General features: G+C 48.1%; 12 protein-coding genes and 1 tRNA gene. 8 read left to right on the forward strand and 5 right to left on the reverse strand.

Going from position 1 to position 15,405, the window contains the following annotated elements; genetic code table 11:
• The first annotated feature begins 2 nt into the window (after positions 1-2).
• The 3 genes from EMM73_RS01230 to EMM73_RS01240 all read left to right on the forward strand — a co-directional run bounded on the left by EMM73_RS01230 (position 3) and on the right by EMM73_RS01240 (position 3,792).
• A complete protein-coding gene (locus tag EMM73_RS01230) occupies positions 3-1,127 on the forward strand; it encodes an ABC transporter permease (RefSeq protein ID WP_127684646.1) in 1,125 nt (374 codons plus the stop codon).
• Between the two features lie 33 nt (positions 1,128-1,160).
• On the forward strand, positions 1,161-1,352 hold the full coding sequence (locus EMM73_RS01235) for a hypothetical protein (RefSeq protein WP_127684647.1): 192 nt from the start codon (positions 1,161-1,163) through the stop codon (positions 1,350-1,352).
• 127 nt (positions 1,353-1,479) lie between these two features.
• Positions 1,480-3,792 carry a winged helix-turn-helix domain-containing protein gene (locus EMM73_RS01240; RefSeq protein ID WP_261373299.1) on the forward strand — a complete coding sequence of 771 codons (2,313 nt, stop codon included), beginning with the start codon at positions 1,480-1,482 and terminating at the stop codon, positions 3,790-3,792.
• Between the two features lie 81 nt (positions 3,793-3,873).
• Here the strand turns inward: EMM73_RS01240 and EMM73_RS01245 are convergent, their stop codons facing one another.
• From EMM73_RS01245 to pepA, 4 genes are all read right to left on the reverse strand, one after another.
• Positions 3,874-4,494, reverse strand: coding sequence for a porin family protein (locus tag EMM73_RS01245; protein WP_127684649.1), 621 nt, complete (start codon positions 4,492-4,494; stop codon positions 3,874-3,876).
• Positions 4,495-4,775: 281 nt separating this feature from the next.
• Positions 4,776-7,655, reverse strand: a complete 2,880-nt coding sequence (locus EMM73_RS01250) for a valine--tRNA ligase (protein WP_127684650.1) — start codon at positions 7,653-7,655, stop codon at positions 4,776-4,778.
• A 41-nt stretch (positions 7,656-7,696) separates the two neighbouring features.
• On the reverse strand, positions 7,697-8,146 hold the full coding sequence (locus EMM73_RS01255; protein ID WP_127684651.1) for a DNA polymerase III subunit chi: 450 nt from the start codon (positions 8,144-8,146) through the stop codon (positions 7,697-7,699).
• 2 nt (positions 8,147-8,148) lie between these two features.
• On the reverse strand, positions 8,149-9,654 hold the full coding sequence (gene pepA / locus EMM73_RS01260; protein WP_008897651.1) for a leucyl aminopeptidase: 1,506 nt from the start codon (positions 9,652-9,654) through the stop codon (positions 8,149-8,151).
• A gap of 203 nt (positions 9,655-9,857) precedes the next feature.
• Between pepA and lptF the strand changes: the two genes are divergently transcribed.
• Positions 9,858-10,967: an LPS export ABC transporter permease LptF gene (lptF, locus tag EMM73_RS01265; protein WP_127684652.1), complete on the forward strand. Its 1,110-nt coding sequence runs from the start codon at positions 9,858-9,860 to the stop codon at positions 10,965-10,967.
• Positions 10,960-12,024: an LPS export ABC transporter permease LptG gene (lptG, locus tag EMM73_RS01270; RefSeq protein ID WP_127684653.1), complete on the forward strand. Its 1,065-nt coding sequence runs from the start codon at positions 10,960-10,962 to the stop codon at positions 12,022-12,024. Before lptF ends, lptG begins: the two co-directional genes overlap by 8 nt.
• Before the next feature lie 79 nt (positions 12,025-12,103).
• Here lptG and EMM73_RS01275 read toward each other — a convergent pair whose 3' ends face one another.
• Positions 12,104-12,601, reverse strand: coding sequence for an RDD family protein (locus tag EMM73_RS01275; protein ID WP_127684654.1), 498 nt, complete (start codon positions 12,599-12,601; stop codon positions 12,104-12,106).
• A 173-nt stretch (positions 12,602-12,774) separates the two neighbouring features.
• On the opposite strand from EMM73_RS01275, the gene EMM73_RS01280 reads away from it, so the two are divergent.
• From EMM73_RS01280 to umuC, 3 genes are all read left to right on the forward strand, one after another.
• Positions 12,775-12,861: transfer RNA gene (locus EMM73_RS01280), tRNA-Leu, on the forward strand.
• A gap of 699 nt (positions 12,862-13,560) precedes the next feature.
• Positions 13,561-14,004 (forward strand): translesion error-prone DNA polymerase V autoproteolytic subunit, encoded by a 444-nt coding sequence (gene umuD / locus EMM73_RS01285; RefSeq protein WP_127684655.1) that lies wholly within the window; start codon positions 13,561-13,563, stop codon positions 14,002-14,004.
• Between the two features lies 1 nt (position 14,005).
• A complete protein-coding gene (umuC, locus tag EMM73_RS01290) occupies positions 14,006-15,283 on the forward strand; it encodes a translesion error-prone DNA polymerase V subunit UmuC (protein WP_127684656.1) in 1,278 nt (425 codons plus the stop codon).
• The last annotated feature ends 122 nt before the right edge of the window (positions 15,284-15,405 follow it).

Below are 15,405 nucleotides of genomic sequence, written 5' to 3' on the forward strand. Positions count from 1 at the left end.
GCATGCAGCATAAACTGGCGAATATCTATCGGCTGGGCGTAAAGGAGCTGTGGAGTTTATGGCGCGACCCTATGATGTTGCTGCTGATTTTGTATTCCTTCAGCGCCAGCATTTATATAGCTGGTACTTCTATGCCTGAAACTTTGCATAAAGCACCTATAGCAGTGGTGGATGAGGATCAGTCCGGTTTATCCGGCCGTATTATTTCGGCTTTTTATATGCCGTATTTTATGCCACCTGAGCTGATTAGCTTGTCAGAAGTGGATGCGGCGCTGGATGCAGGCATCTACAGCTTTGTGCTGACTATTCCGCCAGGTTTTGAGCGGGACTTGCTGGCGGGGCGATCACCGAAAATCCAGTTGAGTGTGGATGCGACCCGCATCAGTCAGGCTTTTAGTGGTAGTGGCTATATAGAGCAGATCGTCAGCAGCGAAATCAGTGAATTTAGCCAAAGACACAGGCTGAATACTGTGTTGCCGGTCGATTTAGTACTCAGGGCCAGCTTTAACCCTAATTTAACTGCCAGCTGGTTCGGCTCTTTGATGGAAGTCATTAATAGCGTCACCATGATTTCCATTATTCTGACCGGCGCTGCGCTTATTCGCGAACGTGAACATGGCACTATCGAACATTTGCTGGTGATGCCTGTGACGCCTGGCGAGATTATGTTATCGAAAATTCTGTCTATGGGACTGGTGGTATTGGTGGCTACCGGCTTTTCGTTAACTGTGATGATTAAAACTGTGCTGGCTGTGCCTGTGGAAGGCTCGGTATTGCTGTTTTTATTGATCACAGCCCTACAACTGTTTGCGACTACCTCTATGGGCATTTTTATGGCAACAGTGGCTCGTTCTATGCCGCAATTTGGCTTGTTGCTTATTCTGGTGTTGTTGCCGCTACAACTCTTATCCGGCGGTATGACCCCCAGAGAAAGCATGCCTGACGCTATTCAAACCATGATGCTGGCCGCACCTAATACCCACTTTGTTGCTGCGTCTCAGGCCATTTTGTACCGTGGTGCAGGCATTGATGTGGTCTGGCCGCAAATGCTGGCATTGCTGCTGATAGGCGCTTTGTTATTTCGTTTTTCACTGCAACGTTTCAGAAAATCACTAAGTACTATGTAAAGTGCTATGTAAAGGGCCATGTAGGAGATAACTATGGGATGGATAGTACGGGCTTTATTCTTTGTTAGCGGTGTCATTGCCAGTTGGTTTGTCTCAGTGGAGGCCACTAATTACATTGTTTATCAATTGGTGATAGCTGTATGTCTGGTGACACTATGTGTAGCGGCTTTGGTTTATGTACCTCTGTGGTGGCGACGCTTCAGGATAGCAGCTAAGGATAAGTAACGGGATTCCCTCGCTGAGCTACTTCTGTTTTTTGCTGGTATTTCATTTACATTTACTGCATATTTGCAACCCAAAATAGCAGGCTGCACTGTATTGTCTGCCTTGTTGTCAAAAGGTTGTATTGCTAATGATGTTGTTAGGCCCATGGACGATTGACGTCGCCAGATTTGCACTAGTTGATGTGCAGCAAGAGCGCGAACTTGAACCTTTGTTATTCCGCTTATTGCAGCATTTTTTAGCCCACCCGCAGCGGGTTATTGCCAGACAAGAGTTAGCTGATCAGGTCTGGCAACAAGCTTATGTCGACGACAATGCCATTAACAGAGCCATCTCCGACCTGCGAAAAGTGCTGCAGCATCCATTGCTTGACGCCGCTGTGCTAAAAACTCATCACCGTAAGGGCTATAGCTTGCAGTGGAATACTGCATTGCAACAGCAGTTTGCGTTAAACCAGGCTAAAGCTGCTATTGAAGCTGGACCTGACTTTGTAACTGAAGATGCGACCAGCCTGCAGCAGGCAGAACCTCAGCTTCAGCCCCTTGTCGGGCAAGCTCAGCCAACACCACTCTCTGCTGTGGCTGAAGCTGTAGTACATGCCCCAGCCAAAACCAGCTTATGGTCGCGCCGCTTTTTGTGGCTGCTGATCCTGCCTTGTCTGGCGTTTGGTGCTTATCTGCTGCTGACAGAGGCGAAACCCTCTGCGGATAAAGCCGGATCTGTTGTCGCCACTGCAATCCCAACTGCAGCTGCTCAAGCCTCTGATTGGCAGAAGCCGCAACAACTGAGTTGGGCTCAGGGCATGGCATCTACGCCTTTACTCAGCTCAGATAAAAGGTTATTAGCCTATTCGCAACTCAATTCGCCACAACAAGCCAAAGTCATAGTGCAGTTATTCAGCAACACGCTGAAGGCAACAGCTGACCACTCAGCTTCTGAGGCTGTCAGTCTGGAACTGGCCGATCACCACTTGCAGGTGCAAAACTGGCAACCGGGTCGCGCTGTGCTGTTGGTGCAGGCTCAGCACAGACAAAGCGGAAACTGTAGCTACAGGCTGTACGACTTCAGCGCTTATCCTGCTTATCAGCAACAGCAGCTGGACGCAAAATGTAGCTCAGGCTCTAAAGTGCGTGCTGTGCTGGCGGCAGATGGACAGATGCTGTATCGCCCTGAACTGGAACCAGAGCAAAACTCAGTGCATCTGGTTCAGGAAGAGCTGGCGACAGGCCAACAGCAGGTGCTGGTGAATAGTCGCGGTACTGCCATGGGCTTATTGGACTTCACTTTGTCACCTGATGGCCGTCAGCTGGCTTATGCCCGGCTGGATAGCAGTAAAACTGGCTTGCTTTACCTCTACGATTTGACCACACAAGAACAACGGCAACTGGCTAGCTTTGGGCAGACTGGCATGGTCTTGCAGCTGGCCTTTAACCCGGCAGGCGATTATTTGTATGGGCTGAATGGGCTGGAATTGGTCCGTATCAGGTTGGCGGATTTACGGGTGCAAAAACAACAGCTTCCTGCAGGCTTTGAAGCTGGTGAGTTGAATTTTCTGGATGACCAGAGTGCTGTGGTGTCCGAAGTCAGCGTCAGGCTGGCTGGACGCAGCGGCTCTATGCAAGTGGTGCAGCTGGATCATCTGTTTGACGAGCAGCAGCGCAAGCTCAGCTGGTTTTGGCGGGGCAAAGGTTCAGTCGCGGCTGTAACGCCTAATCCGGTTAAGCCTGACAGTTTTGCTTTTGCTTTATTGCAGGACAGGGGCTGGCAAATCTGGTTGCGTGAAGCTGGTCAGGACAAACAACTGACAGAACTGCAGTCCTCTGTTGACCCTATCAACCATATCAACTGGTCACCGGACGGAAAGCAGCTGGTGTTTAGTCATAAAAAAATCCTCTGGTTGTATCAGCTGGAGCAACAAAAGCTCACTCAACTCTTGCCGCAGGCTGAATTTCTATTTCCGGTGTTTGATCCCAGCGGTGACAGTCTGGTGGTGCAACGGGATTTGAATAAACAGCAACAAATCTGGCGGGTGCAATTGCCCTCTGGCCAGCTGCAGCGCCTGGGCTTAAACCAGGGCTCAGTGCCGCAGTTTGACCAGGGCCAGCTGTATTATTATCGCGGTAACCAATTAATGCGTTATGTTGATGGTGGCAAAGGTGACCAGGTGCTGAGCAGAGATGCCGGCAGTCTGTTAAGCAGCTACAGACTGAGTCAGGGCTGGGTCTATTATTATGTGCATGATAAAGCGGAGTTTCGCCGTTTTCCGCTGCACCAGCCTGATGCTGTGGAAAAAGTCACGTTGCAGCAGCTGCAATTGCAGGGCAAAGGTATGCCCATGACCTTTACCATGCAGCCCAGCGAGCCGCAGCCACTCTTCGTCAATATGATGATATATCCCCAGCTACATTTATACCTGCTGCGCTGGCCTGCTTTTGCGGATTAGCAGTACCTCAGATGGATAGAGGTGGGGAGACTTAGCTCTGTAGCAAGATGAGAGTACAGAGCTAAAATCTGCTTAAAGACCTTACCAGAATAGAGGCACACTAAGGCCTATACCAAAATGATGTTGATCTTCCTGGCGCTGATAATGGGTATACAGACTGATGCTACTGCTTAATTGATAGTTCAGTTGTACTTCGTAGTACCAGCCACGGCGTGAAAACTCGTCCTGAGCGTTGTCATACTGATAGCCCAGGCTGGATATCAGCGAAAAGTCCTGTGCTGGTGTCCACTCTGATTTATAGCCAAAGGCATAAAACTGATGCGACTGTGCAAAAACTCCCTGATACTTTTCCTCGCCTACTCTGAACTCCAGACCTCCCAGATAATCGCATTGGCAGAGTTCTAAGCCAACAAACTGATACTGTGCTGCCAGTTGCAGCCGGCGGTATTCTTGTTGCTGGTTATTGCTTTGTGCTTCAGCTTGTTTTGACATCAGCGCAAATTGCCAGGACGATGAATACTGAGTCTGCGCCTGCACGGCATAGCCATTTAAATCCTGGATTAACTTGTCATCTGTCATCCGAAAAGCGCCGAATTCCAGTTTGCTGTGGTGAAATCCGCTTTGGCTATCTTCTGCGGCCAGAGCTGGAGTAGTGATAGCAAAAGCCAATGTAGTGGCAATAACAAGGGGGTATAAACGCATGATGTTTTCCTTTTTCTAAAATGCAAAATGGTCGCAGTTGGACTGCTTCTGTGTGTTGGATTGCACTTTAAGGAGCGGACTGCAAAAAGTCTCTTATCAGCAGCTGAGGAAGTTATAATCTAAGAAACTAATATTTAAGTCATTGATTTTATTTGTTTATGTGAGTTCTTATTTAGTTGTGAGCTTAAGGTTTTTCCAAAGGGTTGGGCCAAGGCGGCGAACAAAAGCCAATAAAAAAGGCGACAGTGAAGTCGCCTTTTAAGTGGTGTTGCAGTCAGTCGTTAAATCGCAGCTATTTGTTCCTGCTGGGCTTTTAACTTGCTGATAGCTTCTAGAGCTTCTGCCAGTTTTTCACGCTCTTTCGCAAGTACTGCTTCAGGCGCTTTGGCGACAAAACCTTGGTTCGCCAGTTTGCTGGCTACACGGTCATGTTCCTGCTGGGCTTTTTCCATCAACTTTGCAATACGCGACAGTTCGGCTTCTTTGTCGATAAGACCTGCCATAGGGATCAGAATATCCATCTTACCCAACAGCTGAGCTGCACAAGCTGGTGCTGTGTCGCCATCGGCCAGTACAGTGATGGCTTCTAACTTTGCCATATTTTGCAGGAAGGCCATATTGCTTTGCAAACGACGGCTATCATCAGCTGTCAGGTTACGCACCAGTACAGACAATGGTTTGCTTGGTGCTATATCCATTTCGCCACGCACGTTACGGATAGCGACGATAAAGCTCTTCACCCATTCCAGATCAGCGGTGGCGGTTTCATTCACCAGCGCCTGATTAAATTCAGGGTAAGCCTGCAGCATTATGCTGTCGCCTGGCTTCACATCGGTACGGATCATTGGCGCCACTAGCTGCCAAATTTCTTCAGTGATAAATGGCATGATGGGGTGCATCAAACGCAGCAAAGATTCCAGCACTGTCAGTAAAGTATGACGAGTACCACGTTGCTGAGCTTCGGTGCCTTTAAATAATACAGGTTTGGTCAGCTCTAAGTACCAGTCACAGAACTGGTTCCAGGTGAACTCGTACAATGTATTGGCTGCCATATCAAAACGGTAGCTGTCTAAATAGCCACGGAACTGAGTGATAGTTTGCTGGTACTGGCTGATGATCCAGTGATCGGCCAGGGACAGTTCCATCTCGCCGCTAGTTTTGCCATCAACAGCAAGACCGCAATCTTTCTGTTCGGTCATCATGGTGACGTAACGGCTGGCGTTCCACAGCTTGTTGCAGAAGTTACGGTAACCGTCTAAACGTTTCATATCCCAGCTGATATCACGGCCAGTAGAGGCTAAAGCAGCTAAGGTGAAACGCAGCGCATCTGTACCGCTGGCTTCAATACCTTCAGGGAATTGCTTTTTGGTCTGGTTGCCAATTTTTTCGGCCAGCTGTGGTTGCATCATATTGCTGGTGCGTTTCACCAACAGGTCGTCCAGACTGATGCCGTCAATCATATCCAGCGGGTCAATCACGTTGCCCTTGGATTTTGACATCTTGTCGCCGTTTTCATCACGAATAAGACCAGTCACATACACAGTCTTAAACGGCACTTGCGGCTTGCCATCTTCATCTTTGATGAAATGCATCGTCATCATAATCATCCGGGCTACCCAGAAGAAAATAATGTCAAAACCAGTGACTAATACGTCAGTTGGGTGGAAGGTTTTTAAATCTTCAGTGTTTTCAGGCCAGCCTAAAGTAGAGAAAGTCCACAGTGCTGAGCTGAACCAGGTGTCCAGTACATCGTTGTCCTGACGCAATTTCACGTCATCTGCTAAAGCGTGTTTAGCACGTACTTCAGCTTCATCACGACCTACATAGACTTTACCTGCTTCGTCGTACCAGGCAGGGATACGGTGACCCCACCACAGCTGACGGCTGATACACCAGTCCTGAATGTCACGCATCCAGCTGTAGTACATGTTTTCGTACTGCTTAGGTACAAACTGAATGTCGCCGTTTTCCACAGCTTCAATGGCCGTTTTCGCCATAGGTGCTACACGCACATACCATTGGTCAGTTAATAAAGGCTCAATCACCACACCAGAACGGTCGCCGTACGGCAGGGTGTTGTTGTGATCTTCTACTTTGTCTAAAAGGCCAGCTGCATCAAAAGCTGCCACTATGGCTTTACGGGCGGCGTAACGCTCTAGACCCTGGAATTCAGCCGGGATCATGGCGTTGTGTGCAGGGTTTGCTTCGCCATTAGTGAAGAAACACTCGCCTTCGCTGCGGATAGTAGCGTCAGCTGTCATCACGTTAATCATGGGCAACTGATGACGTTTACCTACTTCGTAGTCGTTAAAGTCATGAGCTGGCGTGATTTTTACGCAGCCTGTGCCTTTGTCTTTATCTGCATGTTCATCGGCCAGGATGGGAATACGGCGGTTCACCAGCGGCAGCAGCACTTCTTTACCAATCAGGGACTGGTAGCGCTCATCGTCCGGGTTGACTGCAACACCTGTATCGCCCAGCATAGTTTCAGGACGGGTAGTGGCTACTACTATGTAGTTTTTGCCATCAGCAGTAGTGACACCATCGGCCAGCGGGTAACGCAAGTTCCACAAATGACCTTTTTGTTCTTTGTTTTCTACTTCTAAATCAGAAATGGCCGTGTGCAGCTTCGGATCCCAGTTCACCAGGCGTTTGCCACGGTAAATCAGGTCGTCCTGATACAGGCGTACAAAAACTTCCTGTACTGCATTCGACAGGCCAGCGTCCATAGTAAAACGCTCTTTGTCCCAGTCGACTGAGTTGCCTAAACGGCGCATTTGTTCAGTAATGGTGCCACCTGATTCGGCTTTCCATTCCCATACTTTTTCGATAAAAGCCTCACGGCCCATGGCGTGACGGTCTGGTTTGCCTTCAGCAGCCAGTTTACGCTCCACCACCATTTGTGTAGCTATACCAGCGTGGTCAGTCCCTACTTGCCATAAGGTGTTTTTACCCTGCATACGCTTGTAGCGGGTTAAGGCATCCATAATGGTTTGCTGGAACGCATGGCCCATATGCAGGCTACCGGTCACGTTTGGTGGTGGGATCATGATGCAATAGGCACCATTGCTGTTATCGCCACTTGGCTTGAAATAGCCTTTGCTTTCCCATGCCTGATACATGGCTTGTTCAACTTGACTCGGATTAAATGTCTTTTCCATCTTCGTTACCTGAAACTCTCACTAAAAACGCAGGCCGGCCATCAGAGCTGCACTGTTTGCGGGGTTAACCCCGACTGGCGATAAAATTTGAACCGTTCACGTGCCTGAACCTTAAGCTGTTCTTCGGCAGGAACAAATTCGATAATCTGTTGAAAACGCTGACTAAAAGGTGGCACTGTTGCCGACAGATTAATTAAAACCGGTCTGGCATTGCCTGGCGGCAGCCAGCTGATTTCTACCGGAGCGCCTCGTGCCGGGCCTTCGCCCGCCAGATTGTGTGGTACAAATCGCTCTGGATCAAAGCGCCATAATACCTCATCCAGCAGTTCAGCGTCCGCCTGATTTTGGCAGAACACAAAAACCCGCTGTCCGGCCTGATACAAATCGGCGCAGAGTTTGGCGGCAACATGAAAAAAAGCTGGCTCTGACGCCAGCTGTGATTCAGCTTCTGCTGCCTGGTCGGGCAGCAGATAAAAACTGACTTGAGGCACTGTTATCCCTCGATGTCGGTTCCGACACGGTTAATTAAAAACTGGGTCAACATAGCCACAGGGCGGCCTGTTGCACCTTTGTCTTTACCACCACTGCGCCATGCAGTACCGGCAATATCCAAATGCGCCCAGTTGTATTTACGGGTGAAGCGCGACAGGAAACAAGCGGCGGTAATAGTACCGGCGGCACGGCCACCTAAGTTACTGAAATCCGCAAACGGGCTTTCCAGCTGATCCTGATAGTCATCCCACAACGGTAAACGCCAGGCTCTGTCACCACTTTGATCCGAAGCATTTAAAATTTCATGCGCCAGCGGGTTATGGTTACTTAATAAACCTGAGGCATGTTTACCTAAAGCAATAACACAAGCACCTGTTAAGGTTGCGACGTCAATCACCACGTCCGGGTCAAAACGCTCGACATAAGTTAAGGCGTCACACAGCACTAAACGGCCTTCGGCGTCTGTGTTTAATACTTCAACCGTCTGGCCCGACATGGTGGTTAAAATATCACCAGGGCGATAAGCGCGGCCATCCGGCATGTTTTCAGCGCCAGCCAGTACAGCCACCATATTAATAGGCAAGCCTAAACTAACTACGGCATGCATAGTGCCCAGTACTGAAGCTGCGCCACACATGTCGTATTTCATTTCGTCCATCGCATCGCTTGGCTTGATGCTGATACCGCCTGTATCAAAGGTTAAACCTTTGCCGACCAATACCACTGGCGCGCTGTTATCCATAGCGCCGTTGTATTTAATCACTGCCATTTTGGCTTCGTTTTCCGAGCCACGGCCAACAGCCACGTAAGAGTGCATACCCAAAGCTGTCATTTCAGCTATGCCCAGCACTTCCACCGACACTTTGTCGTGTTGCGCTAAGGCCACTGCCTGATCGGCCAAATAAGCCGGAGTACAGATGTTAGGCGGCATATTCGACACGTCTTTACAGACCTTGATACCAGCAGCTACAGCTAAACCATGCTCAACGGCTTTTTCGCCTATGGTTAAGTCGCGACGGGTGGGTACGTTAAAGACAATTTTACGCAGCGGGCGACGGGTTTCGTCTTTGCGGCTTTTCAGCTTGTCGAATACGTATAAGCAGTCTTGGGTTGTTTCCACCGCATGACGTACTTTCCAGTAGGTGTCACGGCCTTTGACATGCAGCTCAGATAAGAAACACACAGCTTCCATTGAGCCGGTTTCATTGAGAGTGCTGATAGTTTTGGAAATGATTTGGCGGTACTGACGTTCATCCAGTTCTCGCTCCTTACCACAACCCACCAACAGCACACGCTCACTTAATACGTTTGGTACATGGTGCAATAACAACATCTGACCGGGTTTGCCCTCTAAATCGCCCCGGCGTAATAAATTGCTGATGTAGCCTTCGCTGATTTTATCCAGCTGTTCGGCAACCGCTGACAGGCGGCGCGGCTCATATACGCCGACAACGATACATGCACTTCGCTGTTTTTCCGGACTACCGCTTTTTACGCTGAACTCCATGCTCACTCCTGATTCTAAGACTTCCGGCCACTATACCAAGTTAGTTCGGTGTTACAGTGGACTTCTTTCTGGTGATATTTTGTCCTGCTTTATAAAAAAGCTCGGATTTATCGCCACTTTAGTCAATAATAATTGCTGTAAACATCCAGTTTACTTAAAAATCGTCAGGGTTCCAGCAAAAAGACAGGTTTTAGGGGGCATTTTTGATTGTTTTTCGTTATCTGATTGGTGAAGTGTTTAAATCCCAATTGGCGGTCTTCCTGATCCTGATCACAATTATCATGAGCCAGCGCTTTGTGAAAATTCTGGCAGACGCATCAGACGGTGATATTCCTGGGCAGTTGGTGCTGACTGTTCTGGCATTAAAACTGCCGCAACTGGCTGTGATTATTATTCCTTTAAGCGCTTTTTTAGGCGTTTTGATCGCTTATGGCCGAATTTACGCCGACAGCGAAATGACGGTATTGCACGCTACCGGCATCAGCGAATGGTATGTCACACGCTTAACTCTGATGTTGTCTGTAGTAATGGCGCTTGGGGCAGGTTTCGTCACTTTGTATTTAAGCCCCTGGTCAACAGAACGTGAATACCAAATTTTAGAACAGGCCGAAGCTGATTCGGGCTTGAGCAGTTTAATTCCGGGGCGTTTCCAGCAAACTTCCAATGAGAAAGCCGTGGTTTTTGTGCATGACATCAGTCGCGACGGTGGAGAGCTGGAAAAAGTGTTTTTAGCCCAAACTTCATCAGAGCCAGGCGGCCAAACCTCCATTGTCTATGCGCAATCTGGTTACGTGAAAGAAGATGCCAGCGGTGCTCAGTTACTGGAGTTAAACAATGGTCGCCGTTATGCTGGTGAAACCCGTTCTCCTGGTTATGAAGTGGTGGAATTTGGTCAATACCAAATTCAAATTCGTGAGCAGCAGGTAGAACAAAAACGCCGTAAGTTATCCAGTTTACCAACAGCAGAGTTGCGTAAACAAACAGGCCCTGAAGCAGCTGCTGAATGGCACTGGCGTATCGCTATACCGTTGTCTATTCCTATTTTAATGCTGATAGCAGTACCGCTAAGCAAAGTAAATCCACGTCAGGGTAAATTTGGTCGCTTGTTACCTGCTTTGGCTTTGTACCTGCTGTATTACATTTTGCTGATTGCCAGCCGCTCAGCTATTGAAGACGGTAAAATTCCGGAGCAATTGGGCATGTGGTGGATCCACGCGCTTGGCCTGACCTTCGGTACTGTGCTGCTGGTGAAACACCGCACTGCAGGCCAAAAGCTAAAAGCATTACTTACAGGGCGCTCTTCTCATGTTTAAGATCCTCGACCTGTATATAGGCCGCACCATTTTGACCACAGTGTTGATGACTGTGACTGTGCTGATGATTTTATCCGGCATGTTCAGGTTTATCGACCAGCTGCGTCTAGTCGGGCGTGGTGATTACGATATGTTGTCGGCTGGCTTGTTTACTTTGTTCAGTGTACCTGGCGATTTGATTTTGTTTTTCCCTATGGCGGCTTTAATAGGTGGCTTAGTTGGTTTGGGTATGTTGGCTAGTAACAGCGAGTTGGTGGTGATGCAGGCGGCGGGTTTATCCCGGTTGAATATCATCAACTCTGTGATGAAAACTTCGTTACTGATGATGCTGATTGTGATGCTGGTGGCTGAGTTTGGTGCGCCAGTAGCGGAAAAAACTGCTCGTGAATTGCGAACCAAAGCCATTTCAGGCGGAGATTTAATTTCCGCTCGTCAGGGGGTATGGGCCAAAGACGGTGACAATTTCATTAACATCAAGCAAGTGGATGACTTTGGTAATCTGACGGATTTAACCATCTATGAGTTTGATACCGACTTAAAGTTACAGGCTATTGTCAGTGCTAAAACCGCAGTATTTGTCAGTAACGCCTGGCGTTTGACAGATGTCAGCCGACTGAACTTTCGTGACGACAGAGTGGAGAAACACCAGTGGCAAGAGCAGCGCTGGCGTTCGACTTTAACGCCGGACAAATTAGGTGTGGTGTCGATTAAACCTGAGTTGTTATCGCTCAAAGGCTTAACCGACTACATCGACTATCTGGAGAGTAACCAGCAGGACAGCAGCAAGTTTGAACTGGCCTTCTGGCGCAAAGCGACTCAGCCTTTAACTATTGTTGCTATGTTACTGGTGGCTTTGTCATTTATCTTTGGCCCACTGCGCAGTGTGACCATGGCCGCTCGGATTTTGATGGGTATTTTGACTGGTTTCGCCTTTTATATGAGCGACCAGGTATTTGGCCCCGTAGCTTTGGTGTACCAGCTACCGCCTGTCCTCGGTGCAATTTTGCCGTCGGCTGTGTTTATAGGGCTGGCAATGTATTTATTGCAGAAGAAATAGCTTGGATTCGTCAGGGTCAGGCCTTGAATCTTGAATCACAGATTCAAGATTCAAGGCCTGACCCTTTATGACCCCACCATTATCCCGCTTTACGATGTAAATTCAGTTCTTTGCTCTCATCTTTGGTCAGCTTCACCACCATAGTTTTGCTGATTTGATCCTGCAGTGCTAAGCCTTGGCCCCAGCGGATCCACAACCAGAAGTTACCCAAGCCAAAAAAAGACACCACTAAACGCAGCAATCCTTGCTTTAGCGTAATGGGGGAACCATCAGGCTGGATCAACAAAATACGCCAGGCTCGCATGCCGAGGGTTTGCCCTGCTTTCACCCAGAAATACACATAAAACCAGACAAAAACCAGCAGCGAATACAACTGAAACCAAAACGCATGTTTCTGAATAAAATCAGCCTGATCCTGATAAGCTGCCAGCGAAACCAAACCCAGCTTATCCAGAATAGTTACAAGCAGCAACGCCAAACCCATAGCCAGCATCCAAAGCGCGGCTAAAATTAATACATCATAAAGAATGGCAGCGAAACGACGAAACAAACCCGCCTTTGGAGATCCGTGATACATCAGTCTGTCCTGACTTTTGTTGATTCAATGAATGGCGCTAAGTGTATCACGCAGCTTTGTTTTTTCGAAACTGCTGCAAAAATGCGCAACCAGACGGCCAACTGAAACTTTTGCTTGCGCCGCGCCATTCGCTTTGTATAATGCAAGCGTTTACTTCTATACGACCCCTCAATGCCTGGGTGGCGAAATCGGTAGACGCAGCGGATTCAAAATCCGCCGGGGGAAACTCCGTGTCGGTTCGAGTCCGACCCCAGGCACCAATATTCTTCGATTCTTTATATTTCATCAAAATCGCGGAAATCCCAATAAAATCAACAATTTAATGTCTCTTTCATTTGCTTCAGACTATCCAAAATGGCTATTTTTTCAGTCTAAATTTTTACCTTTATTTTGTTGCAAATAGGTTGGCCCGGTCCATCCCCGGTCCGCCATGTGTAATTTATGTGTAGTCCAAAACTGGTTTTGACCAGCCAACAAGCAGTATCACCAAACTTATTTTGATTAGTCTGACCGGAGTTTTTCCGGTACCGGACCTGGACCATCTGTGCCGACATCTGGTCATCAGCCGTATTTTATCCGCTAAGTTATTCCAAAGATCACTGATAGCCGCAAGGCTGATGGCATTGAGGTCGATGGGGTTGCGCTCTGCCGCAGAAAAAGCTTTATGTAATCAGCCTCTGATGGATGCGTTCTTCTTGTGTGCAAATGCAAGAATGTTATTCGCAATCTTGTTTAAAAGTTGTCAAAAATTATCAAATTGCTCGTCTAATTGATAAATTTAGAAAAATCTGCATAATGCTTAATTAGTGTAGGCCGTCAGCGTTAGCCTTTGTCTTCTGGCAGGAAGGGGCAAAGTGAATGTTGGCGGCCCTCGCTTTCTCTAAAGCATTACAACCGCCATTGACATTCCGTAAAAATCAGCGATCATTAACTGTGTTTATATACAGTATTTTGGTGCTATGACAATTCAGTTTATCGGGTTCGCAGAACCTACCACCCACTACAGTATTCCTCTATACCAGAGCAAAATCCCTGCTGGCTTCCCTTCGCCTGCTCAGGACTATGTAGAGCAAACTCTGGACTTGAACGAGCTTTGCATTAAACGACCAGCCGCCACCTACTTTGTGCGGGTAGAGGGCGATTCAATGATTGAGGCTGGTATTCATCCTGACGATATTCTGGTGGTAGATCGCTCCGTAACACCGCAGCACGGCGATATAGTTATTGCTCAGGTCAATGGTGAGTTTACTGTGAAAGAGTTGGCTTTGACTCCTACAGTACAGTTGATCCCGCGCAATAAAGCTTACCCACCTATCACCTTTACTGATGATGCTGAGTTAGCGCTCTTTGGGGTAGTCACCAACATTGTCAGGCAAATGACCCGTTCCAAACGAGCCCAGTAGCATGAGTCGTGTATTTGCTTTGGTGGACTGCAATAACTTCTATGCGTCATGCGAAAAGCTGTTCCGCCCTGACTTGGCTAATCGTGCTGTGGTGGTGCTTTCCAACAATGATGGTTGTGTCGTGGCTAGGTCAAAAGAGGCCAAGGCAATGGGCATCAAAATGGGTGTTCCGGTATTTCAAATCAGGGAGCTGTTAGAGAAAAACAATGTGGTGGCTTTCTCTTCCAACTATGCACTCTATGCCGACATGTCGGCTCGGGTGATGCGTACTTTAGAAGAAATGGCTCCGGCTGTTGAAGTGTATAGCATCGACGAGGCTTTTCTGGATTTATCAGGGGTAGCAAGCGCAGTCAACCTAACAGAATTTGGTCATCAAATTCGCCAGCGTGTTCAGCAGTGGATTGGTATTAGTGTTTGTGTCGGGATAGCACCAACGAAGACCTTGGCAAAGCTGGCAAACCATGGCGCTAAGTCGTGGCCTAAAACGGGTGGCGTGGTGGATTTAACCAGTAAGGAGCGGCAACGCAAGCTGATGGCCTTATTGCCTGTCAATGAAGTGTGGGGTATTGGTGCCAGGCTTACTAAGCGGCTGGAGGAGATGGGTATTCACACGGTGCTGGATTTAGCCGATGCACCCACCAAGCTGATACGCCAGCAATTTTCAGTAGTGGTCGAGCGTACTGTGATGGAGCTAAACGGTGAATCCTGTATTGAGCTTGAAGACATACCACCCACCAAGAAAGAAATTGTAAGCTCAAGAGCCTTTGGTGAACGGGTCTCTGAACTGGCTGCAATGCACGAAGCTGTATCTGAATACGTGCATAGAGCCTGTAAAAAGCTAAGGCAAGAGCGCTGCCAGGCAAAGCGTATCAGCGTCTTTTTAAGAACCAGCCCTTTTAGTGATCATCACCTAGACCCTTACTACTCAAACAGCCGAAGTGCAGAATTAAGCTACCCATCCGACGATACCCGCGATTTTCTCCATGTGGCGAGTAAGCTACTGGATGCCATTTGGAAAGATGGTTTTCGATATGCCAAGGCTGGCGTAATGTTATCTGACTTCTACGCCAATGGCGTTTGCCAGCAAGACTTATTCGCCAAGAGTGACACTGTGCGGGGTAACTCTGTATTGATGGGGCTAATGGACCAAATCAACGAGCAAATGCCCAACTCGCTATACTTTGCTAGCAAAGGCACCAAACAGTCCTGGGGGATGAAGCGTGAGCTACTATCGCCTGCTTTTACTACCAGTTGGAATGCTCTGCCGAAGGTTAGGTAGATTTTGGTTTGGTTGATGTCATTAGCTGATATCTCAGCAAAGTTACTTGGAACTATCAATTTGATCCTACTTTAAAAAGGAATGAACTACTTAACTATTAACTAAAATAGGTATTTTTTGAG

Origin of the sequence: Rheinheimera sediminis, from assembly GCF_004005375.1 — a bacterium.
In the GTDB taxonomy this organism is placed as follows: domain Bacteria; phylum Pseudomonadota; class Gammaproteobacteria; order Enterobacterales; family Alteromonadaceae; genus Pararheinheimera.